Origin of the sequence: Pseudomonas jessenii (assembly GCF_002236115.1) — a bacterium.
GTDB lineage: Bacteria > Pseudomonadota > Gammaproteobacteria > Pseudomonadales > Pseudomonadaceae > Aquipseudomonas > Aquipseudomonas jessenii.
This window is the reverse complement of the sequence record NZ_NIWT01000002.1, coordinates 166,893-191,776: the sequence shown is the minus strand read 5'-3', so window position 1 is coordinate 191,776 and position 24,884 is coordinate 166,893. Positions and strand designations below refer to the sequence as shown.

24 protein-coding genes are annotated in these 24,884 nt (G+C 60.3%); 1 reads left to right on the top strand and 23 read right to left on the bottom strand.

The window, feature by feature from the left end; translation table 11 throughout:
• Positions 1 to 28: 28 nt before the first annotated feature.
• On the bottom strand, positions 29 to 1,357 hold the full coding sequence (flhF, locus tag PSJE_RS05445; RefSeq protein ID WP_090453847.1) for a flagellar biosynthesis GTPase FlhF: 1,329 nt from the start codon (positions 1,355 to 1,357) through the stop codon (positions 29 to 31).
• 11 nt (positions 1,358 to 1,368) lie between these two features.
• On the bottom strand, positions 1,369 to 3,498 hold the full coding sequence (gene flhA / locus PSJE_RS05440) for a flagellar biosynthesis protein FlhA (RefSeq protein ID WP_057715875.1): 2,130 nt from the start codon (positions 3,496 to 3,498) through the stop codon (positions 1,369 to 1,371).
• A gap of 381 nt (positions 3,499 to 3,879) precedes the next feature.
• On the opposite strand from flhA, the gene PSJE_RS05435 reads away from it, so the two are divergent.
• On the top strand, positions 3,880 to 4,953 hold the full coding sequence (locus PSJE_RS05435) for an RHS repeat-associated core domain-containing protein (RefSeq protein WP_090453845.1): 1,074 nt from the start codon (positions 3,880 to 3,882) through the stop codon (positions 4,951 to 4,953).
• Positions 4,954 to 4,974: 21 nt separating this feature from the next.
• Here PSJE_RS05435 and flhB read toward each other — a convergent pair whose 3' ends face one another.
• The 21 genes from flhB to PSJE_RS05325 all read right to left on the bottom strand — a co-directional run bounded on the left by flhB (position 4,975) and on the right by PSJE_RS05325 (position 24,773).
• Positions 4,975 to 6,114 carry a flagellar biosynthesis protein FlhB gene (flhB, locus tag PSJE_RS05430; protein ID WP_090453843.1) on the bottom strand — a complete coding sequence of 380 codons (1,140 nt, stop codon included), beginning with the start codon at positions 6,112 to 6,114 and terminating at the stop codon, positions 4,975 to 4,977.
• A gap of 3 nt (positions 6,115 to 6,117) precedes the next feature.
• A complete protein-coding gene (gene fliR / locus PSJE_RS05425) occupies positions 6,118 to 6,900 on the bottom strand; it encodes a flagellar biosynthetic protein FliR (protein WP_057715877.1) in 783 nt (260 codons plus the stop codon).
• 3 nt (positions 6,901 to 6,903) lie between these two features.
• Positions 6,904 to 7,173 carry a flagellar biosynthesis protein FliQ gene (gene fliQ / locus PSJE_RS05420; RefSeq protein ID WP_015096238.1) on the bottom strand — a complete coding sequence of 90 codons (270 nt, stop codon included), beginning with the start codon at positions 7,171 to 7,173 and terminating at the stop codon, positions 6,904 to 6,906.
• Entirely contained in the window at positions 7,170 to 7,928 is a 759-nt protein-coding gene (gene fliP, locus PSJE_RS05415) for a flagellar type III secretion system pore protein FliP (RefSeq protein WP_057715878.1), read from the bottom strand. The genes fliQ and fliP overlap by 4 nt, the downstream gene beginning before the upstream one ends.
• Positions 7,928 to 8,341 (bottom strand): flagellar biosynthetic protein FliO, encoded by a 414-nt coding sequence (gene fliO, locus PSJE_RS05410; protein WP_090453841.1) that lies wholly within the window; start codon positions 8,339 to 8,341, stop codon positions 7,928 to 7,930. The genes fliP and fliO overlap by 1 nt, the downstream gene beginning before the upstream one ends.
• 30 nt (positions 8,342 to 8,371) lie before the next feature.
• Positions 8,372 to 8,818 (bottom strand): flagellar motor switch protein FliN, encoded by a 447-nt coding sequence (gene fliN, locus PSJE_RS05405; RefSeq protein WP_057398370.1) that lies wholly within the window; start codon positions 8,816 to 8,818, stop codon positions 8,372 to 8,374.
• Between the two features lie 65 nt (positions 8,819 to 8,883).
• Complete coding sequence (gene fliM, locus PSJE_RS05400; protein WP_015096242.1) at positions 8,884 to 9,852, bottom strand: flagellar motor switch protein FliM; 969 nt, start codon at positions 9,850 to 9,852, stop codon at positions 8,884 to 8,886.
• A gap of 9 nt (positions 9,853 to 9,861) precedes the next feature.
• Positions 9,862 to 10,365, bottom strand: a complete 504-nt coding sequence (gene fliL, locus PSJE_RS05395) for a flagellar basal body-associated protein FliL (RefSeq protein ID WP_090453839.1) — start codon at positions 10,363 to 10,365, stop codon at positions 9,862 to 9,864.
• Between the two features lie 233 nt (positions 10,366 to 10,598).
• Positions 10,599 to 11,951: a flagellar hook-length control protein FliK gene (locus PSJE_RS05390; protein ID WP_090453837.1), complete on the bottom strand. Its 1,353-nt coding sequence runs from the start codon at positions 11,949 to 11,951 to the stop codon at positions 10,599 to 10,601.
• 100 nt (positions 11,952 to 12,051) lie between these two features.
• Positions 12,052 to 12,402: an Hpt domain-containing protein gene (locus PSJE_RS05385; protein WP_090453835.1), complete on the bottom strand. Its 351-nt coding sequence runs from the start codon at positions 12,400 to 12,402 to the stop codon at positions 12,052 to 12,054.
• A gap of 30 nt (positions 12,403 to 12,432) precedes the next feature.
• On the bottom strand, positions 12,433 to 14,139 hold the full coding sequence (locus PSJE_RS05380) for an ATP-binding SpoIIE family protein phosphatase (protein ID WP_090453834.1): 1,707 nt from the start codon (positions 14,137 to 14,139) through the stop codon (positions 12,433 to 12,435).
• 5 nt (positions 14,140 to 14,144) lie between these two features.
• Positions 14,145 to 14,444 (bottom strand): STAS domain-containing protein, encoded by a 300-nt coding sequence (locus tag PSJE_RS05375; RefSeq protein WP_090453832.1) that lies wholly within the window; start codon positions 14,442 to 14,444, stop codon positions 14,145 to 14,147.
• 157 nt (positions 14,445 to 14,601) lie between these two features.
• Positions 14,602 to 15,051: a flagellar export protein FliJ gene (fliJ, locus tag PSJE_RS05370; protein WP_090453830.1), complete on the bottom strand. Its 450-nt coding sequence runs from the start codon at positions 15,049 to 15,051 to the stop codon at positions 14,602 to 14,604.
• Between the two features lie 6 nt (positions 15,052 to 15,057).
• Positions 15,058 to 16,416 (bottom strand): flagellar protein export ATPase FliI, encoded by a 1,359-nt coding sequence (gene fliI / locus PSJE_RS05365; protein WP_057715886.1) that lies wholly within the window; start codon positions 16,414 to 16,416, stop codon positions 15,058 to 15,060.
• Positions 16,406 to 17,203 carry a flagellar assembly protein FliH gene (fliH, locus tag PSJE_RS05360; RefSeq protein WP_090453828.1) on the bottom strand — a complete coding sequence of 266 codons (798 nt, stop codon included), beginning with the start codon at positions 17,201 to 17,203 and terminating at the stop codon, positions 16,406 to 16,408. Before fliH ends, fliI begins: the two co-directional genes overlap by 11 nt.
• Positions 17,204 to 17,207: 4 nt before the next feature.
• Positions 17,208 to 18,227 (bottom strand): flagellar motor switch protein FliG, encoded by a 1,020-nt coding sequence (gene fliG / locus PSJE_RS05355; protein ID WP_007983391.1) that lies wholly within the window; start codon positions 18,225 to 18,227, stop codon positions 17,208 to 17,210.
• Entirely contained in the window at positions 18,220 to 20,007 is a 1,788-nt protein-coding gene (gene fliF, locus PSJE_RS05350; RefSeq protein WP_057715888.1) for a flagellar basal-body MS-ring/collar protein FliF, read from the bottom strand. The genes fliG and fliF overlap by 8 nt, the downstream gene beginning before the upstream one ends.
• Before the next feature lie 16 nt (positions 20,008 to 20,023).
• The gene (gene fliE, locus PSJE_RS05345) at positions 20,024 to 20,350 is read right to left on the bottom strand and encodes a flagellar hook-basal body complex protein FliE (protein WP_057715889.1); all 327 of its coding nucleotides are present in this window, start codon (positions 20,348 to 20,350) and stop codon (positions 20,024 to 20,026) included.
• A gap of 234 nt (positions 20,351 to 20,584) precedes the next feature.
• Positions 20,585 to 21,970: a sigma-54-dependent transcriptional regulator gene (locus PSJE_RS05335; protein WP_090453824.1), complete on the bottom strand. Its 1,386-nt coding sequence runs from the start codon at positions 21,968 to 21,970 to the stop codon at positions 20,585 to 20,587.
• A gap of 5 nt (positions 21,971 to 21,975) precedes the next feature.
• Entirely contained in the window at positions 21,976 to 23,169 is a 1,194-nt protein-coding gene (locus PSJE_RS05330) for a sensor histidine kinase (RefSeq protein WP_167362883.1), read from the bottom strand.
• A 128-nt stretch (positions 23,170 to 23,297) separates the two neighbouring features.
• On the bottom strand, positions 23,298 to 24,773 hold the full coding sequence (locus tag PSJE_RS05325; RefSeq protein WP_046037712.1) for a sigma-54 dependent transcriptional regulator: 1,476 nt from the start codon (positions 24,771 to 24,773) through the stop codon (positions 23,298 to 23,300).
• Positions 24,774 to 24,884: the final 111 nt, after the last annotated feature.

The window sequence follows — 24,884 nt, the reverse complement described above, 5'->3', positions numbered from 1 at the left end:
GTAGGTACAAAAACTGTTCATTATTACCTCAGCCAACCTGCTTGGTCGGGCTGTGGTAGATGTCAGCGAACATGTCAGCCATGGCTTCTTCGCTGGGTTCTTCCTGCATTTGCACGCTCACGGCGCGGCTGACCAATTGATGACGGCGCGGCAGATGCAAATCATCCGGGATCCGCGGGCCATCGGTCAGGTAAGCCACCGGCAGTTCATGGCTGATGGCAAGGCTCAACACCTCACCCAGACTAGCCGTTTCATCCAGTTTAGTCAGAATGCAGCCGGAGAGCCCGCAGCGCTTGTAACTGTGATACGCGGCCGTTAGAACCTGTTTCTGGCTGGTGGTTGCCAGGACCAGATAATTTTTTGATTTGATGCCGCGACCGGCCAGGCTTTCGAGCTGCATGCGCAGCGCCGGATCGCTGGCCTGCAGGCCCGCGGTATCGATCAGCACCACGCGTTTGCGCAGCAACGGCTCCAGGGCCTGCACCAGGGACTGGCCGGGATCGACGTGGGTCACCGACACATTGAGAATGCGCCCCAGGGTCTTGAGCTGTTCCTGGGCGCCGATGCGGAAGCTGTCCATGCTCACCAGCGCAATGTTCTGCGCGCCGTACTTGAGTACGTAACGGGCGGCCAGCTTGGCCAGGGTGGTGGTCTTGCCCATGCCGGCAGGGCCGACCATGGCGATCACTCCGCCCTCTTCCAGCGGCTCGACGTCCGGAGTGACGATCATGCGCGCCAGGTGCGCCAGCAACATACGCCAGGCCTGACGAGGCTCTTCGATTTCGGTGATCATTGCCAGCAGGTCGCGCGACAGCGGGCCAGACAGGCCGATACGTTGCAGGCGACGCCAGAGGTTGGCCTGGTCCGGACGGCTGCCTTGCAGCTGATTCCAGGCCAGGGAGCCGAGTTGTACTTCCATGAGTTCGCGCAGGCTGTTGAGCTCGAAACGCATCGAGTCGAACGCGCGCGGGTCCACGCCACCGGACGCTGGCGCAGCGGCCGGCGCGGGGCGACGGGGTTCGGCGTAGGTCGGCTCGATCAGAGGCTCGGCGGCAGTCAACGGCAATCCGGCGAACAGTTGGCGATTGGTTGCATTGTCGCTCTCGCCATCGCCACGCAGGCTCAATTCGGCCTGGGCGGTGACGATCCGCGACTGAGTCTTGCGCAATTCGTCTTCGAGTTCCATGTTCGGAACCCGCGGCGCCAGCGCCGACAACTTGTAATCCAGCGCAGCTGTCAGTTCGACCCCCCCGGCGATCCGGCGGTTGCCAATGATGGCGGCATCAGCGCCCAACTCATCGCGAACCAGCTTCATGGCCTGACGCATATCGGCGGCGAAAAAACGCTTAACTTGCATAAACCACTACCTCAGCCGTTGGGCCCTACTGTCGCAACGATGGTCACTTGCTTGTTGTCAGGGATTTCCTGGTAAGCCAACACATGCAAACCCGGGACTGCGAGCCGGCCAAATCGCGAGAGCATCGCGCGAACCGGACCGGCCACCAGCAGAATCACCGGCTGACCTTGCATCTCCTGACGCTGCGCCGCGTCGATCAACGAACGTTGCAGCTTCTCAGCCATGCTTGGCTCCAGCAGAACGCCCTCTTCCGAGCCTTGTCCTGCCTTTTGCAGACTATTGAGCAATATCTGTTCCAACCTTGGCTCCAGCGTGATAACTGGCAGCTCCGACTCAGTACCTACAATGCTTTGGACGATTGCGCGGGATACGCCAACCCGCACGGCAGCCACCAGCGCGGCGGTATCTTGACTCTTGGCGGCATTGTTGGCGATCGCCTCGGCAATACTGCGGATATCGCGAACAGGCACTTGTTCGGCCAACAGCGCTTGCAGCACCTTGAGCAACTGCGACAGCGAAACCACGCCCGGCACCAGCTCCTCGGCCAGTTTCGGCGAGCTTTTGGCCAGCAATTGCATGAGTTGCTGCACTTCTTCGTGACCGATCAGCTCACTGGAATGCTTGTAGAGTATCTGGTTCAAGTGAGTAGCCACTACTGTACTGGCATCGACCACCGTATAACCGAGGGATTGCGCCTGAGCGCGCTGGCTGATTTCGATCCAGACCGCCTCCAGGCCGAAAGCCGGATCTTTGGCGGTAATGCCGTTGAGCGTGCCGTAGACCTGCCCCGGGTTGATCGCCAGCTCGCGATCCGGGTAAATCTCCGCTTCGGCCAGGATCACTCCCATGAGGGTCAGGCGATAGGCACTCGGCGCCAGGTCGAGGTTGTCGCGGATATGCACCGTGGGCATCAGGAAGCCCAGATCCTGGGACAGCTTCTTGCGCACGCCCTTGATTCGCGCCAGCAACTGGCCGCCCTGGTTGCGGTCCACCAGCGGAATCAGGCGATAACCCACCTCCAGGCCGATCATGTCGATCGGTGTCACGTCATCCCAGCCAAGCTCCTTGGTTTCCTGTGCGCGGGCCGGCGACGGCAGCAACTCCTGCTGGCGCTTGACCTCTTGCAGGGCGTGAACCTTGGCGACGTTCTGCTTCTTCCAGAACAGGTAAGCGCCACCGGCCGCCAGGGCCGCCATGCTCAGGAACGAGAAGTGCGGCATGCCGGGCACCAGGCCCATGACCGCCATCAAACCGGCCGCCACCGCCAGCGCCTTGGGCGAAGCGAACATCTGGCGATTGATTTGCTTGCCCATGTCTTCCGAACCGGACGCACGGGTCACCATGATTGCCGCTGCTGTCGATAACAACAGTGATGGCAATTGCGCCACCAAACCGTCACCGATGGTCAGCAGCGCATACACCTTACCGGCGTCACCGAAGGTCATGCCGTGCTGGAAGATACCGACCGCCATGCCGCCGATCAGGTTGATGAACAGGATCAACAGACCGGCGATGGCGTCACCGCGGACGAATTTGCTGGCGCCGTCCATGGAACCGTAGAACTCAGCTTCCTGGGCCACTTCCGAACGACGGGCCTTGGCCTGGGCCTGATCGATCAGACCGGCGTTGAGGTCGGCGTCGATCGCCATTTGCTTGCCGGGCATCGCATCGAGGGTGAAACGCGCGCTCACCTCGGAAATCCGCCCCGCGCCCTTGGTCACCACGACGAAGTTGATGATCATCAAAATCGCGAAGACCACGATACCGACCACGTAGTTACCGCCGATCACCACCTCACCGAAGGCCTGGATCACCTTGCCGGCCGCCGCATGACCGTCCTGGCCGTGGAGCATCACCACCCGCGTCGAAGCCACGTTCAACGCCAGGCGCAACAACGTCGCCACCAGCAGAATGGTCGGAAACACCGCGAAATCCAGCGGGCGCAGAGCATAGACGCACACCAGCAGCACGACGATGGACAGGGCAATGTTGAAGGTGAAGAACACGTCCAGCAGGAACGGCGGCACCGGCAACATCATCATCGCCAGCATGACCAGCAGCAACAGCGGCACGCCCAGATTGCCGCGACTCAAATCGGCAACGTTTGTGCGAGCAGTGTTGAATAACTGAGAGCGATCCACCGGTTTTCCCCGTTCCTTTAAAGCAAACTTTTGACGCCTGAAGCGGGCGCAGGGCGGCTACTGCAAGAAGCTTTCCAACTTTTGCGTGGAGGGAAATTGAGGTTGTGGAGTAAGCCTGTGCGGCTTCAGAAAAAGGCTAAATTTCAGAACAGCGGAGAACCCAGTGGGAGCGAGCTTGCTCGCGATGACGTCGGCACAACAAACATACTTGCTGGCTGACCCACCGCTATCGCGAGCAAGCTCACTCCCACAGGAATTGCGGCGCTCCGAACTGCCCACCCGCCGCAAAGACTACTGAACCTATCAGTTCTGCTAGTACCCACCTGCGACTGACCGACCGATACTCAATCGCCCTCCCTTTGAGAATCTGGAGCGACCTCCATGGAATCCACACAACCCATCCTGCGTTGCCGCTACAGCTATGACCCTCTGGATCGCCTGATCAGCCAGCTTCAACCGGATGTACCCGCTCACCAGCGTTTTTACTGCAAAAGCCGCTTGGCGACCGAAATTCAGGGCGCGACGAGGCATTCAATTTTTCAAAACGACGACCTTTTATTGGCTCAGCAGCAACGCGAGGGCGACGCACTCGATACCACGTTGCTGGCTACCGACTTGCAACGCTCGGTATTACACACCGTCAACAAGGGCCTCCAACCGCCCCCCATCGCTTACTCCCCTTATGGCCATCGCCCGGCACTCAACGGCTTGCTCAGCCTGCTGGGTTTTAACGGCGAACGGCTGGACCCGGTGACCGGGCATTATTTGTTGGGAAATGGCTATCGGGCGTTTAATCCGCATTTGATGCGGTTTAATAGTCCGGATAATTTAAGCCCATTTGGGAAGGGAGGGCTGAATACCTATGCTTATTGTTTAGGCGATCCAATAAATCGTTACGATCCAAATGGACATTTTTCTATAACAAAATTGTTTCGCACGTTTTTTTCACGCTTTGGAACCAATCCTGTTCGACCCGCCTATAAAAACGGACCTGAAACGCTATTCACAACAGCTAAAAATGTGAAAACACTTAAACCTGATAACTCTTGGCAAGAATTGACTACCTGGAAATGGAGCGACGATGATTATCGAACTAAAGTCGTGATAGCTGACGAAACAACAATATCAACAAAAACCGAGCATAGCATATGGACAACTACAAAGCGCAACCCCACTCTTCAAGAACTAATCTACTCAACACTAAATCATGAACAAATGAGTCAACTTCCTCCACCGCTCCCTTACCGCATAGATAGGTACGTGGATTTATACAACATGAAAAATGCAGCAGAAAATATAAGACCTGCACTTAGAGAAAATAACCTTTCAGGCAGAAATATTGTTCACGAAAGCCTTAACGTAACAGCCGTAAAAGCAACAGAAGGCGTATTAACCGGAGTTCATCCAGAAAAAGCCCGTTTACTAATCAGGGATGGAATCTATCCAATTTATTAACTCGCACGTGCAGCATCCAATCTAGGAGTCACGCCTCAAATCCGGCGGAATCGGCAAATCATCCTTAAGCGGATCAGGCCGCTTGCCCTTGCCCGCCCGATACTGTCGAATCTGATAAACGTAAGCCAGCACCTGCGCGACCGCCAGGTAGAGACCGCCGGGAATCTCCTGCTCCAGTTCCGTGGAGTAGTAGATCGACCGCGCCAGCGCCGGAGACTCCAGCAACAGAATCTCGTTGGCCGCAGCGATCTCACGGATCTTCAGGGCCAGGAAGTCGCTACCCTTGGCCAGCAATACCGGCGCATTACCCTTTTCCGGGTCGTACTTGAGCGCCACGGCGTAGTGCGTCGGGTTGGTGATGACCACGTCGGCCTCGGGAATGGCGGCCATCATCCGTCGCTGGGACATCTCGCGCTGCAGCTGACGGATCCGTTGTTTGACCTCCGGCCGCCCTTCCTGGTCCTTGTGTTCATCGCGCACTTCCTGCTTGGTCATCAGCAGCTTCTTGTGGCTTTCCCAGAGCTGCACCGGTACATCCACCGCAGCGATGAGGATCAATCCGCAGGCCATCCACAAGGTGCTCCAGCCCACGACTTGCAGACTGTGAATAATGGCCATATCCAAGGGCTCATGGGCGATGCGCAGCAGGTCGTCGATGTCCGACGACAGCACCGCCAGCGCCACGAACAGGATGATGATGAACTTGGCCAGAGCCTTGAGCAGTTCGACCAGCGACTTGGTCGAGAACATGCGCTTGAGGCCGGGACCGGGGTTCAAGCGGCTGAATTTGGGCGCCATGGAACTTGGCGCGAACAGCCAGCCACCCAAGGAAATCGGACCGATGATGGCGGCCAGCACCAACGTGATCATCACTGGCTGGATCGACCACAGGGCAATCTGCCCCGAGCGCATCAGGTAGGTGGCCATGGAGCGCTGATCCAGAATCACCTCCCGCGGCAGCGAGAAGTTGATGCGCATCAGCTCCATCATGTCCTGCGCCATGGCGCCGCCAAAAATCAGCAGCGCCGAGGCACCGACCAGCATGATCGCCAGGGTGTTGAGCTCCTTGGACCGCGCAATCTCACCCTTTTCACGGGAGTCCTGCTTGCGCTTCTCCGTGGGGTCTTCTGTTTTATCCTGACCGCTTTCGCTCTCGGCCATGACTCAGCTCGCCCGTGCCATTTCGCGTAACAACTGCAAGGCCTCGGAGGCCAGCGGTTGATACTGGTTGAGAATGTCCGCCAGCCCGACCCAGACGATAAACAGCCCAAGCACCAGGATCAGCGGGAAGCCGACAGAGAAAATATTGAGTTGCGGCGCCGCCCGGGTCATGACGCCAAACGCGATGTTGACCACCAGCAACGCGGTGATCGCCGGCAGTACCAGCAACAGCGCCGCACCGAGCACCCAGCCGAGCTTGCCGGCCAGTTCCCAGTAGTGGTTGACCATCAGGCCGCCCCCCACCGGCAACGTGGTGAAACTCTCGGTGAGGATCTCGAACACCACCAGATGACCGTTCATGGACAGGAACAGCAGCGTCACCAGCATGGTGAAGAACTGCCCGATCACCGCCGTCGATACGCCGTTGGCCGGGTCGATCATGGAGGCGAAGCCCATGCCCATCTGGATGGCGACGATTTGCCCGGCCACCACAAAGGCCTGGAAGAACAGCTGCAAGGAAAAACCCATCACCGCACCGATGAGAATCTGCTCGGCAATCAGCAATAGCCCGCTCAAATCCAGAGCATTGACCGGAGGCATCGGCGGCAGGCCCGGCGCGATGACCACGGTGATGGCCAACGCGAAATACAGGCGGATGCGCCGGGGCAGCAAGGTCGTGCCAAACACCGGCATGACCATCAGCAAGGCGCCGACGCGAAACAGCGGCAACATGAACGTCGCCACCCAGGTGCTGATCTGGGTATCGGTCAGTGCAAGCAGTGACATGGCTTAGCCGATGACCTGCGGAATACTGCCGTACAACTGCAGGATGTACTCCATGAAAGTCTGCACCAGCCATGGACCGCCAACGATCAGCGTCACCAGCATCACCAACAGGCGCGGCAAAAAGCTCAGGGTCTGTTCGTTGATCTGCGTGGCGGCCTGAAACATCGCCACCAACAGGCCCACCAGCAAACTCGGAATCACCAGCACGGCGACCATCATGGTGGTCAGCCACAGCGCTTCGCGAAAGATGTCGACCGCAACTTCCGGGGTCATGGCGAGACACCGCCAAAGCTGCTGGCCAGCGTGCCGATGATCAGCGCCCAGCCATCCACCAGCACGAACAACATGATCTTGAACGGCAGGGAAATGATCAGCGGCGACAGCATCATCATACCCATGGCCATCAACACACTGGCCACGACCAGGTCGATGATCAGGAACGGAATGAAGATCATGAAGCCGATCTGGAATGCCGTTTTCAGCTCGGAGGTCACGAAGGCCGGCACCAGGATGGTCAATGGCGCCTGATCCGGCGTCGCGATGTCAGTGCGCTTGGACAGGCGCATGAACAGTTCCAGATCGCTGGTGCGGGTCTGGGCGAGCATGAAGTTCTTGATCGGCACCTGGGCCTTGGCGACCGCATCCTGGGCCGTCAGTTTTTCCGCCAGATACGGCTGCAAGGCGTCCTGGTTCACCCGGTCGAACACCGGCGCCATGATGAACAGGGTCAGGAACAGCGCCATGCCGGTGAGGATCTGGTTCGACGGTGTCTGCTGCAGGCCCAGGGCCTGGCGCAGGATCGAGAAGACAATGATGATCCGGGTGAAACTGGTCATCAGCATGACAAACGCCGGGATAAAACTCAGCGCGGTCATGATCAGCAGGATTTGCAGGCTGACCGAGTATTCCTGCGCACCCTGCGCATTGGTGCCCAGGGTGATGGCCGGGATCGACAACGGATCGGCGGCGAATGCCAGCGGCGCGGCCAGCATCAGGGTCAGCATCAAGGCGATGCGCAGCGCACCCATTACTTCTTATCCTTCTGATCTTTACCCAGCATCTCCAACAGGCGCTGGGCAAATTCCGGCGTCGGCTTCTCGGTACTCGGCACTTGCACCGGCTCCTTGAGCACATGCAATGCAGTGATGTTGCCGGGGCTCAGGCCCAACAGGATCTGCTCGTTGCCGACCTGCACCAGCATCAGGCGGTCGCGAGGCCCCAGCGCGCGGGAACCGACAATCTCGATCACCTGCCCCTTGCCAGCCGGACCTGCCTGCTGGACCCGACGCAGCAACCAGGCGAGGAGGAAGATCAGCCCCAGCACCAGCAACAAGCCGAACACCAGCTGCGTCAGTTGCCCAGCCACACCGCTGCTCACCGCCGGCGCGGCAGCCGTGGTCGCCGTAGCGACAGGCTCAGCCGCCAGCACGTTGAACGGCATCGCCAATACAAACCCGAGAACCCTTTTCACTCAGCGCAGCTTCTTGATGCGTTCGCTCGGGCTGATCACGTCCGTCAGGCGGATGCCGAACTTCTCGTTGACCACCACCACTTCGCCGTGGGCGATGAGCGTGCCATTGACCAGCACGTCCAGCGGCTCGCCGGCCAGGCGATCAAGCTCGATCACCGAACCCTGGTTCAGTTGCAGCAGGTTGCGGATGTTGATGTCGGTGCTGCCCACTTCCATGGAAATCGACACCGGGATATCGAGGATCACGTCCAGGTTCGGGCCTTCGAGGCTCACCGGATCGTTGTTTTTCGGCACGCTGCCGAACTCTTCCATGGGCAGGCGGTTGGACGCGGAGCTGCCGGAGTCGGCGGCCAGCAAGGCATCGATATCGGCCTGCCCGGCATCACCGGTTTCTTCCAGGGCTGCTGCCCACTCATCGGCCAGAGCCTGGTCGTCTTGCGTGTTCATTTGTCAGTGTCCTCGGCGAGCAAAAATTCAGAATTCGTTTAATCGCGAATGGGTACGAGCGCCGGTCAACGGCGCTCGATCGGCTCGATCACTTGCAACGCCAGATTGCCCTTGTGCGAGCCCATCTTGACCTTGAAGGCCGGCACGCCGTTGGCGCGCATGATCATTTCTTCCGGCATGTCGACCGGGATCACATCCCCCGGCTGCATGTGCAGGATGTCGCGCAGGCGCAACTGACGACGAGCCACCGTCGCACCGATCGGCACGTCGACGTCCAGCACGTCCTGGCGCAGGGCGTTGACCCAGCGCTCGTCCTGATCGTCGAGATCCGACTGGAAGCCGGCGTCGAGCATTTCGCGCACTGGCTCGATCATCGAGTACGGCATGGTCACGTGCAGGTCGCCGCCACCGCCATCGAGTTCGATGTGGAAGGTCGACACCACAATGGCCTCGCTCGGGCCGACGATGTTGGCCATGGCCGGGTTCACTTCCGAGTTGATGTACTCGAAGTTGACTTCCATGATCGCCTGCCAGGCTTCCTTCAAATCGACGAACGCCTGCTCCAGCACCATGCGTACCACGCGCAGTTCGGTCGGCGTGAATTCACGCCCTTCGATCTTGGCGTGGCGGCCGTCGCCGCCGAAGAAGTTGTCCACCAGCTTGAACACCAGCTTGGCGTCGAGGATGAACAGCGCGGTGCCGCGCAGGGGTTTGATCTTGACCAGGTTGAGACTGGTCGGCACGTACAGCGAGTGCACGTATTCGCCGAACTTCATCACCTGCACGCCGCCGACCGCCACGTCCGCCGAGCGACGCAGCATGTTGAACATGCTGATGCGTGTGTAGCGGGCGAAACGCTCGTTGATCATTTCCAGGGTCGGCATGCGTCCACGGACGATGCGATCCTGGCTGGTCAGGTCATAGCTTTTGACGCTGCCGGGTTCGGCAGCGTTTTCGGTCTGTACCAGACCATCGTCGACGCCATGCAACAGCGCGTCGATCTCATCCTGGGACAGCAGGTCCTGCACGGCCATGTCGTGTTCCTACTGCAGTACGAAATTAGTGAAAAGCAACTGTTCGATCACCACTTTACCGAGCTCTTTCTGCGCCACTTCCTGGACACTGGCGGTAGCTTTCTGCCGCAGCATTTCCTGGCCGACCGGCGAGGCGAGGGTCGCGAAGTCCTGCCCGGAGAACAGCATCACCAGGTTATTGCGGATCACCGGCATGTGGACCTTGAGCGCCTCCAGATCCGCCTGGTTGCGCGCGAGCATGGTGATGCTCACTTGCATGTAGCGCTGGCGACCGTTCTGGTTGAAGTTGGCCACGAAAGCTGGCGCCATCGCCTCGAAAATCGCTGGCTGCTTGCCGACAGGAGCGGTTTGTTCCACTGCGGCGGCAGGCTTGCTCTGAGCGCTGTGCATGAAGTACCAGGTCGCCCCCACGGACACACCGATCGCCAGCAGCAGGGCCAGCACGATCACGATAATCAGCTTGAGTTTGCCTTTCGTTGCGGGGTCTTTTACTGCTGCGTCGCTCTTCGCCATGCCAATAATCCGTCACTATTCGGGTTTTCACAGTCGCACGGCAAGGCAAGAGCAAGTGTTATGCCAGAAGTATCGGGAAGAGCTGGGCGGACCGGCTTCGATCGGAAGATCACCACGAAGCCACTGTGGGAGCGAGCTTGCTCGCGATGGCATTTTAACAGTCAACAGTTTCATCGACTGTTACACCGCTATCGCGAGCAAGCTCGCTCCCACAGGGTTAGGTGTTCGTTTGGTCAGGCGTAGTAATCGACCGCGCTGGAGCCGATCACGCTGGTGGTATTGACCGCCGCTTCAGCGACGCTTGGGGTGATGTCATCATCCATTGAATCGAGGCGACCGCCGCTGGCACTGGTCCGCCCGCTCTGACCTTGCCGGGCTTGTTCCTGCCCCTGCTGCGAACCACGGGACTGGTCCGAAACGTTGACATCGACCTGCCCCATGCCCTGCTGCGCGAACATGTCGCGCAAGCGATGGACCTGCCCATCCAGCGCCTCACGGACGCCCGGATGCGCACTCATGAACGTGACCTGGGTCTGTTGATCGGGAACCATGTTCACCCGAATGTCCAGACGCCCGAGCTCAGCGGGCTGCAACTGGATGTCCGCCGCCTTGAGATTGGCGCTGGACAGGTACATGACCCGGTTCACCACCTCTTCGGTCCACCCGCTCTGGTGCATGGCGATCGGCTGGTTCACCGGCAAGGCATTGGCTGTCTTCGGTGTGGCCGCCTGGGTCAGCGCTGCCAGACGGTTGGCGAAATCATCGACACGGGTGTCGCTGCTGGCGGACTTGAGATCCTTCAGGCCATCATCGATCAAGCCGCTGAAAGCCTTGTCTTCACCCGGGCTGGTGTCGCTCTTGTCGCCCTTAACACCCAACAGGGTCGCCATGCCGGCGGCAAAGTTTTGCTCTGGCGTCAGCTCTGCGTCAGCCTGGGCTTGCGCCTGTGTCGGTGCAGCCTTGGGCTGCGCCTGGCTGGAAGCCGATACGTGACCGCCCTGCTCCATCGCCAGGCGCACCGCCGGCAATGCGTCGAGCGGATCGGTCGAGGGATCGAAATCGCCCTCGGCAGTGGCCAGCGCTGGAGCGAGTACAGCCGTAGCCATTGCCGTAGCGGCAACCGGCGCATCAACGACAGGTTGCACCGTGTCGACCACGGCGGGGGCTACCGGTGCCGATACGATGGATTGCAATGTAGGATCAAGCGCCGGATCCAGCAGTGCGGCGTCAACGACCGGAGCCGGGTCGGCATCTGACGCATCATCGCCAGCGACCTTGTCGCCAGCCTGCACCGAACTCTCGGCAGGCAAGGATTTGCCGCCATCGGCAACCACCGGTTCCTCGGCGGCAGACTTGTCGTCACCAGCGTCTTTGGTTCCGGCAACATCGCTGGTTTTGTCGCGACCCGGCTTGAGCGACGCATCCGCCAACGCAGTGGGCTTGCTTTGCGCCTGATCGGCGTAGACATCAGCGAAGCTTGCGGCCTTGCCCCCGGGCTCAGAGGTCTGCGCCGGAGGATTGGCGGAGCCAGCTTGAGTCTTGGCCTGCCTGGAGGCCTGAAACAGAATATCGGGGGTAACGGGCATGAAACGGTCTCCGCTGCACGGGGCTCGTAAGTACAGTTGGATGAGTTGATTGCAAAGGTCGAGCCAGTTTCACTCGAAGAGGACCAAATGCAGCGTGTGCTCAGATTTTCGCCGGGCAACGCTGTCGTTCAGCTTCGTACAGAGGCCGGATACCGGCGAACTCGCGATCGATTTCGCCGACCAGTTCCTGAACGGCGGTGCATGGCAAACTTCTGGCCTGCAGCTCAAGTTGATGGCACAGCTCGGTCAGCCTCAGGGCGCCCATATTGCTGCTGCTGCCCTTGAAGCTATGGGCGGTTTCAACCAGCAGTGCAGCACTGTCAGCCGTTCTCAAGACTTTCAGGCGCTCTTCGGAGTCCGCAAGAAAGATATCCAGCAGATCCGGATAGCCCCCTTCCATCACTTCCTGCAATACGCTCAGCACGTCGCGATCCACATGTGTGTCGTCCACTTGCTCACTCCTTGATCAAGAATGCGCGGATTATGCCAGAGCCTCCCAGATAAACTCCACGCGTGCACTTCGACCATTGTCGCTCCAGCGGGCATTACGCCCCAACTGGCGGATCAGACTGACCCCTCGCCCCGACAGGCGGACGTCTTCCAAAGGTCTTGCGATCACCCGCTCGACATCGAAACCCTTGCCGCTGTCTTCGATGTGAATGGTCAGGCAACCGCCATCGTCCGTTGGCGTCACCTGCAAATGCAACCGTACATAACCATCCAGCAGCTCGTCCAGCCGGGCATTGCGCTCTTGATAATATCGCGCAAAACCCGAGGCATCGCGCTTGAGACTCGAATCCAGCCCCAGCACGCCATGCTCCAGCGCATTGGAGTAGAGCTCCGCCAGCACGCTGTAGAGCGCACCGCTCTGAGCCCGAAGACCATGGACCTCAAGCAACAACTGCAACAGATAGGGTAACGGATTGAAGCGCTTGAGCGTGGCGGCGCGAAACTCGAAACTTACCGACCAGTCCAGCGGGCAGGACTGGCCGCTGTCGGAGTAGACCAACGCCGGCGGAGTGATTTGCGTCGACTCCAGCAGGCTGACTTCGACCATACTGACATCGTCACGCGCTTCACCGCCGAAATGACGCAGCGCCTGCTCGATCTCTTCGAACAGCGCATTCGGATGCCGATTGGCGGCAAACACTTGCTGCAATCGCTGCGCGCCAAACAGTTGATCATTGGCGTCGCAGGTATCGATCACCCCATCGGACAGCAGAAACACCCGATCCCCGAGGGCCATGGGATACACGTCGGTACGCTCATCGAAGGATTCCGGGCTCAGCACACCCAAAGGCAGGTTCCGCGCAGGCAGAGGCGTTCGCTCGCCACTGGCAACGCGATGCAGGTAACCGTCCGGCATGCCGCCATTCCAGACTTCCACCGAACGACGCTGAAAACTCAGGCACAGCAACGTGGCACAGCAGAACATGTCCACCGGCAGGATGCGCTTGAGCTTGGCATTCATCTCGCGCAGGATTTCCGCCAGGCCATAGCCCTTGGCGGTCATGCCGTAGAAGACCTCGGCCAAGGGCATCGCACCCACTGCCGCTGGCAAACCGTGGCCGGTGAAATCGCCCAGCAGCACGTGCATGTCTCCAGCCGGGGTGAACGCGGCCAGCAACAGGTCGCCGTTGAACAGCGCATAGGGCGATTGCAGATAACGGATATTCGGAGCGGCATTCAGGCAGCCGGAGTGCGCCACCTTGTCGAAAACGGCCTTGGCCACACGCTGTTCGTTGAGCAGGTAGTCGTGGTGCCGGGCGATCTGGTCACGCTGTTGCAGCACGGTGTCCTGCAAGCGCCGCAAGCGATCCATCGCCTTGATCTTGGCAGCGAGAATCACCTGGTTGTAGGGCTTGGCCAGAAAGTCGTCACCGCCGACTTCCAGGCAACGGGCCAGGGCTTCGCTTTCGGACAACGACGTGAGGAAGATGATCGGCACCAGGGTTTCCCCGGCCAGAGCCTTGATCTGCCGGGCCGCCTCGAAGCCGTCCATCACCGGCATCAGCGCATCCATCAACACCAGGTGCGGTGATTGCTGGCGAAACACCTCGACCGCTTCGGCACCGTTGGCCGCCGTCAGCACTTCGTGCCCCTGGCGGCGCAGAATGCTCGACAACAGCAGGCGATCGGCGGCGCTATCCTCGGCAATCAGGATCGTCAGCGGCTCCAGTGGCTGCATGGCAATCAACTGATGTCGAACAGCTTGTCGAAGTTGGAGATGGCGAGGATCTTGCGCACGTCGGTACTGCTGTTGACGACGCGGACATCGGATTCGTCGCCACCGGCGTGATCACGCAGCAAAAGCAGCATGCCCAGCGCCGAGCTGTCGAGGTAAGTGGCGTCTTTCAGGTCGACCACAACCGCCGATATCTCTTTATTTTCGTAGGACTGACGAAACTCCTGATGCTTGGCGAAATCGAATCGTCCCTTGACCGATATCGTCAGTTTTTGCCCATCCGGAGAGAGTTCTGTAACGACTGACATTTCATGGCTTCCTTGTCATTGGTAAACCCGCTTGCACAAGGTTTAGCATTTGGTAGAGGTTGGAGCAAGGCGGTAGGTTGTGGTGACTGTCGAATCGTTATCGCTGTAAACCTGACACCCCCGTGCGCTCACAGGTTCATCGCGAGCGAGTTCGCTCCTACAGGTGATCCTGCCGTGGCAGGCGCTGGGACAATTCATCCAACAGTTTCTGTTCGCGCCGGTCTTCAAGCGCCCGCGCCTCATCGGCATAGCGCTGAACCAGCTTGCGCAAACCCTCGACCCGGGCAAACGCCTGCTGCCAGGTTTCCCGGGCCTTGTTCAGGTTGTTCTGATGCCAGGCCAGGCTTTGCCGCTGCTGGTCGATGGCCGTGCCCAGTTGCGCGAGAAAGCCCTGATAGCCCAGCAACCATTGGCCCGAGACGCCGCCGCTGCCGCGCACGATCCATTGTTCCTGATAGTCGAGACGGAAGGCTTCGAGGTCGGCGAGTTTGCTTTCGGCCAAACGCACTTGCCCCTGAAAGTGCCCCAGGCGCTGGACTGCGGTTTTCTCGGCCTTTTCGGCCATTTCCACCACGGGGGCCAGGCGCCCTGCCCGAGTCTGGGCCATGGCCGGTTAGCCGCCTGCCGCGGGCGCGAAGATCGACGCGAGGTAAGCTTCGCTTTCGCCCAGGCTGATGCTGTCGTTGAGCCCCTGGCGCAGGTATTTGACCAGCTGCGGTTGCAAGGAAATCGCCAGGTCGGTCTCGCGGTCGCCGCCAGCGACGTAGGCGCCGACGCTGATCAGGTCGCGACTCTGCTGATAGCGCGACCACAATTGCTTGAAATACTGCGCTCGCATCATGTGCTCCGGCGACACCACCGCCGGCATCACCCGGCTGATGGATGCCTCGATATCAATGGCCGGGTAATGACCTTCCTCGGCCAGTCGCCGGGACAGCACGATGTGCCCGTCGAGCACGCCCCGCGCCGAGTCGGCAATCGGGTCCTGCTGGTCATCGCCTTCGGACAGCACGGTGTAGAACGCGGTGATCGAACCACCACCCTTCTCGGCATTACCGGCCCGCTCCACCAGTTTCGGCAGCTTGGCGAATACCGACGGCGGATAGCCTTTGGTCGCCGGCGGCTCGCCGATGGCCAAGGCGATTTCCCGCTGGGCCTGGGCGAAACGGGTCAGCGAATCCATGAGCAACAGGACGTTCTTGCCCTTGTCGCGGAAATATTCGGCGATGCGCGTGCAGTACATGGCGGCGCGCAGTCGCATCAGCGGCGCATCGTCCGCCGGGGACGCCACCACTACCGAACGCTTGAGCCCTTCTTCACCGAGGATGTGCTCGATGAATTCTTTAACTTCACGCCCCCGCTCACCGATCAGCCCGACGACGATAATGTCGGCCTCGGTAAAGCGCGTCATCATCCCCAACAGCACGGATTTACCGACACCGGTACCGGCGAACAGGCCGAGCCGCTGGCCGCGGCCGACCGTCAGCATGCCATTGATGCAACGGATGCCCACGTCCAGCGGTTCGCTGATCGGTTCGCGCTTGAGCGGGTTGATGGTCGGGCCGTCCATTGGCACCCAGTCTTCGGCCTTCATCCCGCCCTTGCCGTCCAGCGCACGACCGGCGCCATCCAGCACCCGCCCGAGCATGCTCATGCCCATGGGCAGGCGACCGGTATCGGCCAAGGGCACCACTCGGGCACCGGGCGCGATGCCGGCGACACTGCCGACTGGCATCAGGAAGACTTTACTGCCGGAGAAGCCCATCACCTCGGCTTCGACCTGCATCGGGTGATAGCTGTCGTCGTTGATGACCATGCAGCGGCTGCCCATGGCGGCGCGCAGGCCTTCGGCTTCAAGGGTCAGGCCGACCATGCGTAGCAGGCGGCCTTCGAGGATCGGTGCGCCCTCCAGTCCCGTGGCCTCGGCATAGCTGCCCAGGCGCTTGGCGAAACTGGTGCGTTCAAGGCGCATCGGGAACATCCTGAGCCGGTGCGACCGCAGGCTTACTTTCGATCGGCAGTTCCAGGCTCAGGTCCGGCGCGGCCGGGTGCAAGGCCTGCTCGTGCAACTGATCGAACAGCTTGTCCATCACCCGCGCGACACGGGTTTCGACCGTGGCGTCGATGCGGCTGTGTTCTGTCTCGACCCGGCAACCGCCAGGCAACAACGCTTCGTCCTCGACGATGCGCCAGGTTTCTTCATGACGTTCGCGCAGGGCTTTGACCTGTTCGAAATCCTGCGGATTGATGTACAGCCGTACATTGCCCACGCCCAGCGGCAAGAGCTTGAGCGCCTCGCGCATGACGTGTTCGATCTGCGTCGAGTCGATGGCCAGTTCGCGCTGAATCACCTGTCTGGTGATGTGCTGCACGAGGTCGACCAGGGACTTTTCAATCTCGGTGTCCTGTTCGGCAATGGGCTCGAACAGGTGCGTCATCAGTTGCTCCAACGCCGCAATCTTGGCGGTCAGGGCCATTTCGGCTTCCTGACGGACCTTGAGCGTGGTGCTGTGGAAACCTTCCTTCTCACCCACCGCGAAGCCTTCGTTATAGGCTTCCTGGCGAATGCTTTCGAGCTCTTCGAGGGTCAGTGGCTGGACTTCCTCCAGCGGCACTTCTTCCATTTCCGGCGGTTCGGGTTCAGGCTCAGGTTCCGGCTCGGGCTCCGGCGGGTCGAAACTGGGTAGCGCCCAGGTATCGAAACCACTGACATCCCTGGCCCGGATCAGGTCAGTGGGTGCATCATCATTCTTGACCATGGTGTTAGATCATTTCCTCGCCGCCCTTGCCGCCGAGAACGATTTCCCCGGCTTCGGCCATACGGCGGGCGATGGTGAGGATTTCCTTCTGCGCGGTTTCCACGTCGCTGACGCGCACCGGGCCCTTGGCTTCCAGGTCGTCGCGCAACAGTTCGGCGGCACGCTTGGACATGTTCTTGAAGATCTTCTCCTTGACGCCTTCGTCCGACCCTTTGAGGGCCAGCACCAGCACATCGGAGGACACCTCGCGCAGCAGCGCCTGAATCCCGCGGTCGTCGACATCGGCCAGGTTGTTGAACACGAACATGAGGTCTTCGATCTGACCGGACAGGTCTTCGTCGACTTCGCGGATCGAGTCCATGAGCTGGCCTTCGATCGAGCTGTCGAGGAAGTTCATGATGTCCGCCGCGCGTTTGATGCCACCCAGGGTGGTGCGCGAGGCATTCGAGTTGCCGGAGAACTGCTTCTCGAGAATCTGGTTGAGCTCTTTCAGGGCCGCTGGCTGTACGGTGTTCAGCGAAGAGACCCGCAGGATGATGTCGAGCCGCACCTTGTGGTCGAAGTTGCCGAGCACTTCACCGGCCTGGTCCGGATCGAGATACGCCACCACGATCGCCTGGATCTGCGGGTGTTCATAACGGATCACGTCGGCGACGGCGCGCGGCTCCATCCACTTCAGGCTGTCGAGGCCGCTGGTGTTGCCACCGAGCAGGATGCGGTCGATCAGGCCGTTGGCCTTGTCTTCGCCAAGAGCCTGGGTGAGCATCTTGCGCACATAGTCGTCGGAGCCGACGCCCAGGCTGGTCTGGTCGCCGACGATATCGACGAACTCGCTCATCACCTGTTCGACCTGCTCGCGGTGCACATTACCCATCTGGGCCATGGCCACACCCACGCGCTGAACCTCTTTGGGGCCCATGTGGCGCAGCACCTGGGCAGCGTCGGTGGACCCCAGGGACAGCAACAGGATTGCGGCTTTGTCGACCTTGGACAGTTTGGCGGCAACGGCTCGGTTATCACTCATCTGCGTTAATCCACTCTTTCACGACCTGGGCCACACGACCCGGGTCTTCTGCCACCAGACTCTTGATTGCGTTCAACTGAGCGTCATAGCCTTCGCTCGGGCTCGGCAACAGGATGCTGGTCGGGCCACCGAGGCTGACACGGTCGTTGGCCAGTTCGCCATCCAGACCGCCCATGCCACCCAACTCGACGTCGCTGCCGATACCGGCCAACTGCTTGCCCTTGCCACCACCGGTAATATTGTTGAGCACCGGACGCAGCACACCGAATACCAGCACCAGAATGAACAGCACACCCAGCACTTGCTTGACGATGTCCCAGAACCACGGCTGGGAGTAGAACGGAATTTCGGCAATCGCTTCACCGCGCTCGGCGGAGAACGGCATGTTGATCACACTGACGCTGTCACCACGGCTGGCATCGAAGCCGACCGCGTCCTGAACCAGGCGAGTGAAGCGCGCCAATTCATCGGCGCTCCATGGCGCACGGGTGGTTTCGCCGCTGGCCGGATTGATCTTGACCTGATCATCGACCACCACCGACACCGACAGGCGATTCAACCGGCCCTGCTGCTGCTTGGTGTGGCTGATGGATCGGTCGAGTTCGAAGTTCTTGGTCGATTGTTGACGCTTGTCTGCCGGGTACGGAGCGAGCATCGGCTGACCGGTGGCCGGGTCCATGATTTGCTGGCCATTGGCATCAACCAGCGGCTGGCCCGGCTGCACCATGCCGGCTGCCCCCGGAGTGCCGCCGGTGGTTTGCGGTGCGGAGGCCGGCGCTGGAGGCTGGTTGCTCAAGGCACCCGGCACGCCTTGCGGGCCATTGCTGGCGGTACGTTGTTCGTTGACCGACTGCTCGCTGCGCAACGCCGGTTGATCCGGGTTGAATTGCTCGGAAGTCGATTCGACCGCACTGAAATCCACGTCGGCCGAGACTTCGGCCTTGTAACGGTCGTTGCCCAGCACCGGCTGCAGGATGTTGTGCACGCGCTGAGTGAGCATGCTTTCCATGCGACGGCTGTAGTCGAACTGCTTGCCAGCCATGGTCAGTTCGGAGTTTTCCGCCTGATCGGAGAGCAGGTTGCCCTTCTGGTCGACCACGGTGATCTGCGATTTGCTGAGTTCGGGAACGCTGGTCGCTACCAGATTGATGATGGCAACGACCTGGCCTGGCTCGAGGGAGCGACCGGAATAGAGTTCAACCAGAACCGAAGCGCTTGGCTTGCGTTCGTCGCGCACGAACACCGAACTTTTCGGGATCGCCAGGTGTACGCGGGCACCCTTGACGTTGTTCAGGCTGGAAATGGTGCGGGCCAGTTCGCCTTCGAGGCCGCGACGGTAGCGGGTCGCTTCCATGAACTGGCTGGTGCCAAGCCCCTGCTCCTTGTCGAGGATTTCAAAACCGATGTTGCCGTCGCTGGGAGTGACACCAGCGGCCGCGAGCTTGAGCCGCGCTCGGGACAGGTCATCGGCCTTGACCAGCAAGGCACCGGAATTGGGTTCGACGGTGTACGGGATATCGGCGGAGGCCAGGGTATCCATGACCTGCTTGGCGTCCATGCCGGCAAGGCTGCCGTACAGAGGCCGGTAGTCCGGTTGCTGGGACCACAACACCACGGCAAAACCAATCGCCACGCTCGCCGCCAGGCCGACCAACAGGCCCACCTGACGCAACATGGTCATCTCGGAGAGGTTTTCCAGGAAGGACAACCCGAACAGCGGCGGTTTGCCGTCTATTGGAGTGGCCTTGGCCGGAACGTTATCGGCGACTGCTTCTGCCATGACTCAATCTCGTCCTTTAAACCGGCATCTGCATGATGTCTTGGTAGGCCTGAACCAGTTTGTTGCGCACCTGGGTCAATGCCTGGAAGGACACGCTGGCTTTCTGCGATGAGATCATCACGTCTGTAAGATCGACGCCGCTTTTGCCGATTTCGAACGCACTGGCCAACTGCGTGGAAGCCTGTTGGGTGTCGTTCACTTTATTGACGGCCTGACCGAGCATGTCGGAAAAGCTGCTGCCCGACACTTCAGGAACGGCAGTCGATTTCGGCGCAGACATGGCATCCATTTGCATGGCGCGCATATCCAGCATCAACCGATTGAATTCAATACCTTGGCTCATGGTTTCTCTCTTTGACGACCCGCAATTTTTTGACACTCACTCGGCGGGTCATGAGGTGTTAGCAACAAGGGTGCCAGCTCCATGGCCTTGTTTCACAAAAGCCCTTCTCATCGCCGCTAGCCGCTGTAGGAGCGAGCTTGCTCGCGATGAACTGAAGAACGCCGCGTTTATCCTGACGCCCCGCATTATCGTTAACGACCATCGCGAGCAGAGCTCGCTCCTACAGGAACAGGATCAGGTGGCGAACAGATAGGCTTCCACATCCATACCGGCATCGCGCATTTGCGCCAGCTTGTAGCGCAGGGTCCGCGGGCTGATACCCAGGCGCTCGGCCGCCTCTTTGCGACGACCGCGCTCGGCGCGCAGGGTATCGATGATCATCTGGAATTCTCGGCGACGCAGATCATCGCCCAGCGCACCGGCCGACTCGGCCTCGACTTCCACTGGACGCACCGGCGCCTGCGCCAACGCAGGCAATGGAGCGCAAGCCACCGGCCCGGCCAGGCAGAAATCCTGCGGCTGGATCAAGCCACCCTGCTGCAGAATCAACGCTCGCTGAATCGCGTTGTCCAGCTCACGCACGTTACCCGGCCACGGATAAGCGATCAGACACGCCTGGGCCTCGGGGGACAATCTGGCCGGTGAATGCTTCATTTTATTGACGTGCCTGGCCAGCAGACGCTCGGCCAGCGGCAGGATGTCGGCGGTACGCTCGCGCAACGGACGCCAGGCCAGGGGAAACACTGACAGGCGATAGTAAAGATCTTCACGGAAGCGCCCCGCTGCCACTTCACCCGCCAGGTCGCGATTGGTGGTGGCGACTACACGAATGTCCAGCGTGATCGGCTTGCGCGCCCCAACCCTTTCGACCTCACGTTCTTGCAGTACGCGCAGCAATTTGGCCTGGAGCCCCAGGGGCATTTCGGAAATTTCGTCGAGCAGAATGGTGCCGCCGTCGGCCTGCTCGAACTTGCCGGCTTGCGCGGCAATGGCACCGGTGAAGGAGCCCTTCTCGTGCCCGAACAAGGTCGCTTCGAGCATGTTGTCCGGGATCGCCGCACAGTTGATCGCAATGAATGGCTGATTGGCGCGATGAGAATGCTGATGGATGTAGCGCGCCAGCACTTCCTTGCCCGTGCCCGACTCACCCGAGATCAACACCGTGGAATCGCTGCGTGCGACCCGCGCTGCCAATTCGAGCAACTGCGCGCTCGCCGGCTCGAATGCTATCGGCCCTTCACCCTCAGCCAGACCGAGACTGCCCAGGGCATGACACCCCACCAGATCGAGCAACGCCTTGGGCTCGAATGGTTTGACCAGATAGTCCACCGCACCTTGGCGCATCGCATCGACCGCACGCTCGACCGCGCCGTGAGCCGTCATCAGCAACACCGGCAATTGCGGCTGCCGCGCTCGCAACAGGCCCAGCAACTGGTGGCCGTCCATACCCGGCATGTTGACGTCGCTGATCACCAGGCTGAAGGACTCGCCGCCGACGGCAAGCAACGCCTCCTCTGCCGAACCCACCGCCTTGTAATCGTGCCCCGCGAGCAATAGCGTATCGGCCAGCGCCTCGCGCAACGCGCGGTCGTCCTCGACCAGCAGAACCTTGATACCCATCTGTGTCACTCCGCTCCTTGAGCGCTGCTGAACAACGGCAGGATAACTTGCGCGCAAGTGCCGCGACCGAGTCGCGAGCGCAACTGCAATTGTCCCTGATGAGCACGCGCCACTGCCTTGACCACGGTCAGGCCAAGACCTGTGCCAGTGGCCTTGGTGGTAAAAAAGGGTTCGCCCAATCGCGCCAGAACGGCGGCATCGATACCGGAGCCACTGTCGCTGACGCACAGGTGCAGGTAATTGCCGCGGGTATAGAGGTGAATCTTGAGGCGCAATGGACCGGCACTGGACTGGATGGCGTTCTCGATCAGATTGAGGATCGCACCGACCAGGGTGTCGCGATTGCACAGCAATTCCCCCGAATGACTGTCGCACTGCCAGCGGATCGGCAGATCCTGTACGTGGGTCAGCGCTGCCGCTTGCAACGATTGCATCAACTGAGCGGGCGTCACGCGATCGGTCAGCGGCAACTCGCCCCGGGCGAAAACCAGCATGTCGCGCACCTGGTGCTCCAGCTCGTGCAGGCGCTCCTTGAGGCGCCCGGCAAAGCGCTGCTGGGTAGCGACCGGCAGCTCTTGCTCGGTCAAATGACTGGCATACAGCAACGCGGCGGACAACGGCGTGCGTATCTGATGAGCCAACGAAGCGACCATGCGCCCCAACGACGACAGCCGCTCATGACGGGCCAGTTGATCCTGCAGGTGACGGGTTTCAGTCAGGTCGTTGAGCAACACCAACTGGCCAGGCTCGGCGTCCAGCGAGCGCGTGGCGATCGACAGGCGCCGACCATCCTTGAGGGAGACTTCATGACCATCGTCTTCGCGCGGCGCAAAACAGCGGGCAATGACGTGGCGCCACAATTCACCTTCCAGCGGCAACCCCAGCAACTCGCACGCCGCCGGATTGGCTTCGCGCACGATGCCCTGGGCGTCAATGACGATGACGCCGCCGGGTAAGAGATCAAGGAGGTTTTGCAGGCGGTTGGCCAGGCGTTCTTTTTCCGCCAGCTCCTGCATGCGCTGGGCACTGACCACTGCCAATTCACCCTTGAGCTCGGTTACCCGGGCTTCAAGCATGCTGTAGGAATCGGTCAACTGACTGGACATCTGGTTGAACAGCGAAAATGCCTGCTCAAGGCCAAGCCGGCTCGCCAGCTCTACGGACGACGGTTGTCCCGAAGCATCAAGGACAGGAGACATCTGGGCGGCTTGGGGCATCGTGCTCTCTCGCTTGGCTGACCGTCAGTGAAACGGAACGTTGCGAGGGACGTAGCAATACCCGTGCCTAAAAAAAACTTCTTATAAATGAACGAGTTGAAAAACAGGCGTCAATCATCCGCCTGCTCGTCTCCATCACGACGGCTCATGCCGTACTTGCGCATCTTTTCCACCAGCGTGGTACGACGAATACGCAGGCGCTCGGCCGCGCGCGCCACAATGCCGTTGGCATCATCCAGCGCCTGCTGGATCAGCCCCTGCTCCAGACCACCGAGGTAGTCCTTCAGGTCCAGACCTTCCGGAGGCAACATGGCATTGGCGGTAAAGTCCTGGGTATGGCCGTTGATAGCCACGCGCTCTTCCAGATCGCTGCGCAGGCTGTCGACCATTTGCTCGTCTTCATCGTCGACGTAGCGGAATTTCTTCGGCAACTCGACCACGCCGATCACGCCGTATGGGTGCATGATCGCCATGCGCTCCACCAGGTTGGCCAATTCGCGGACGTTGCCCGGCCAGCCATGACGACACAGCGACATGATGGCCGCCGAGTTGAAACGGATCGAACCGCGCTTCTCGTGCTCCATGCGCGAGATCAGCTCGTTCATCAGCAGCGGAATGTCTTCGACGCGCTCACGCAGCGGCGCCATCTCGATCGGGAACACATTCAGGCGGTAGTACAAATCTTCGCGGAAGGTGCCGATCTCGATCATGCTTTCGAGATTCTTGTGGGTCGCCGCAATGATGCGCACGTCGACGCTCTGGGTCTTGTTGCTGCCCACGCGCTCGAAGGTGCGCTCCTGCAACACACGCAGCAACTTGACCTGCATCGGCAGCGGCATGTCGCCGATTTCATCGAGGAACAGGGTGCCGCCGTTGGCCAGCTCGAATCGACCGGCGCGGCTGGTGATCGCCCCGGTGAAGGCGCCCTTCTCATGGCCGAACAATTCGCTTTCCAGCAACTCGGCCGGAATCGCCCCGCAGTTGACCGGCACGAACGGCGCTTCGCGGCGCTTGGAATGGTAATGCAGGTTGCGCGCAACCACTTCCTTGCCGGTGCCGGACTCACCGAGGATCAGCACGCTGGCATCGGTGTCGGCGACCTGCTGCATCATCTGGCGGACGTGTTGAATCGCCCGGCTGGTGCCGACAAGGCTGCGGAAAAGATTGGGTTCGCGATGACGACCGCGCTCGCGGGCCTGGTCGTACATCTCGCGATAGACCTGGGCACGGTGCAGCGAATCGAGCAATTTGCTGTAGCTGGGCGGCATTTCGAGGGTCGAAAGCACTCGCCGACGCTGGTCTTCCGGCAAGTCAATGGAAGAATTATCGCCCATTAACAAAACCGGAAGGAACTCATCCCATGTCGACAGTGTCTTAAGCAAGCCCAGAAGTGCACCAGGAGCATTGACCGTCCCGATGAGGACACAGATCACTTCACGACTTGACGACAAAGAGCCGACAGCCTGCTGCCAGTCATGGCTTCCGCAGGGTAAATTTTCTTCGCCGAGAAAATTCAAAATCACCGCCAGGTCGCGGCGGCGGACGCTATCGTCATCAATCAGCAGAATTTTGGTTTCACGCCACATGCAATAGCAACTTCCCTAGTCAACTCAATGCCCAAAATGCTGGGGCAAGCTAAACGCTTGCAGGCCTTGTATGCCTGAAGACGACTGAAATCTGGAACCAGCCACTAGTTA

Coding starts and splice junctions, on each gene's coding strand:
- flhF (WP_090453847.1), bottom strand. CDS start 1,357: ATGCAAGTTAAGCGTTTTTTCGCCGCCGATATGCGTCAGGCCATGAAG.
- PSJE_RS05435 (WP_090453845.1), top strand. CDS start 3,880: ATGGAATCCACACAACCCATCCTGCGTTGCCGCTACAGCTATGACCCT.
- flhB (WP_090453843.1), bottom strand. CDS start 6,114: ATGGCCGAGAGCGAAAGCGGTCAGGATAAAACAGAAGACCCCACGGAG.
- fliR (WP_057715877.1), bottom strand. CDS start 6,900: ATGTCACTGCTTGCACTGACCGATACCCAGATCAGCACCTGGGTGGCG.
- fliQ (WP_015096238.1), bottom strand. CDS start 7,173: ATGACCCCGGAAGTTGCGGTCGACATCTTTCGCGAAGCGCTGTGGCTG.
- fliP (WP_057715878.1), bottom strand. CDS start 7,928: ATGGGTGCGCTGCGCATCGCCTTGATGCTGACCCTGATGCTGGCCGCG.
- fliO (WP_090453841.1), bottom strand. CDS start 8,341: ATGCCGTTCAACGTGCTGGCGGCTGAGCCTGTCGCTACGGCGACCACG.
- fliN (WP_057398370.1), bottom strand. CDS start 8,818: ATGAACACGCAAGACGACCAGGCTCTGGCCGATGAGTGGGCAGCAGCC.
- fliM (WP_015096242.1), bottom strand. CDS start 9,852: ATGGCCGTGCAGGACCTGCTGTCCCAGGATGAGATCGACGCGCTGTTG.
- fliL (WP_090453839.1), bottom strand. CDS start 10,365: ATGGCGAAGAGCGACGCAGCAGTAAAAGACCCCGCAACGAAAGGCAAA.
- PSJE_RS05390 (WP_090453837.1), bottom strand. CDS start 11,951: ATGCCCGTTACCCCCGATATTCTGTTTCAGGCCTCCAGGCAGGCCAAG.
- PSJE_RS05380 (WP_090453834.1), bottom strand. CDS start 14,139: ATGCAGCCACTGGAGCCGCTGACGATCCTGATTGCCGAGGATAGCGCC.
- PSJE_RS05375 (WP_090453832.1), bottom strand. CDS start 14,444: ATGTCAGTCGTTACAGAACTCTCTCCGGATGGGCAAAAACTGACGATA.
- fliJ (WP_090453830.1), bottom strand. CDS start 15,051: ATGGCCCAGACTCGGGCAGGGCGCCTGGCCCCCGTGGTGGAAATGGCC.
- fliI (WP_057715886.1), bottom strand. CDS start 16,416: ATGCGCCTTGAACGCACCAGTTTCGCCAAGCGCCTGGGCAGCTATGCC.
- fliH (WP_090453828.1), bottom strand. CDS start 17,203: ATGGTCAAGAATGATGATGCACCCACTGACCTGATCCGGGCCAGGGAT.
- fliG (WP_007983391.1), bottom strand. CDS start 18,227: ATGAGTGATAACCGAGCCGTTGCCGCCAAACTGTCCAAGGTCGACAAA.
- fliF (WP_057715888.1), bottom strand. CDS start 20,007: ATGGCAGAAGCAGTCGCCGATAACGTTCCGGCCAAGGCCACTCCAATA.
- fliE (WP_057715889.1), bottom strand. CDS start 20,350: ATGAGCCAAGGTATTGAATTCAATCGGTTGATGCTGGATATGCGCGCC.
- PSJE_RS05335 (WP_090453824.1), bottom strand. CDS start 21,970: ATGGGTATCAAGGTTCTGCTGGTCGAGGACGACCGCGCGTTGCGCGAG.
- PSJE_RS05330 (WP_167362883.1), bottom strand. CDS start 23,169: ATGTCTCCTGTCCTTGATGCTTCGGGACAACCGTCGTCCGTAGAGCTG.
- PSJE_RS05325 (WP_046037712.1), bottom strand. CDS start 24,773: ATGTGGCGTGAAACCAAAATTCTGCTGATTGATGACGATAGCGTCCGC.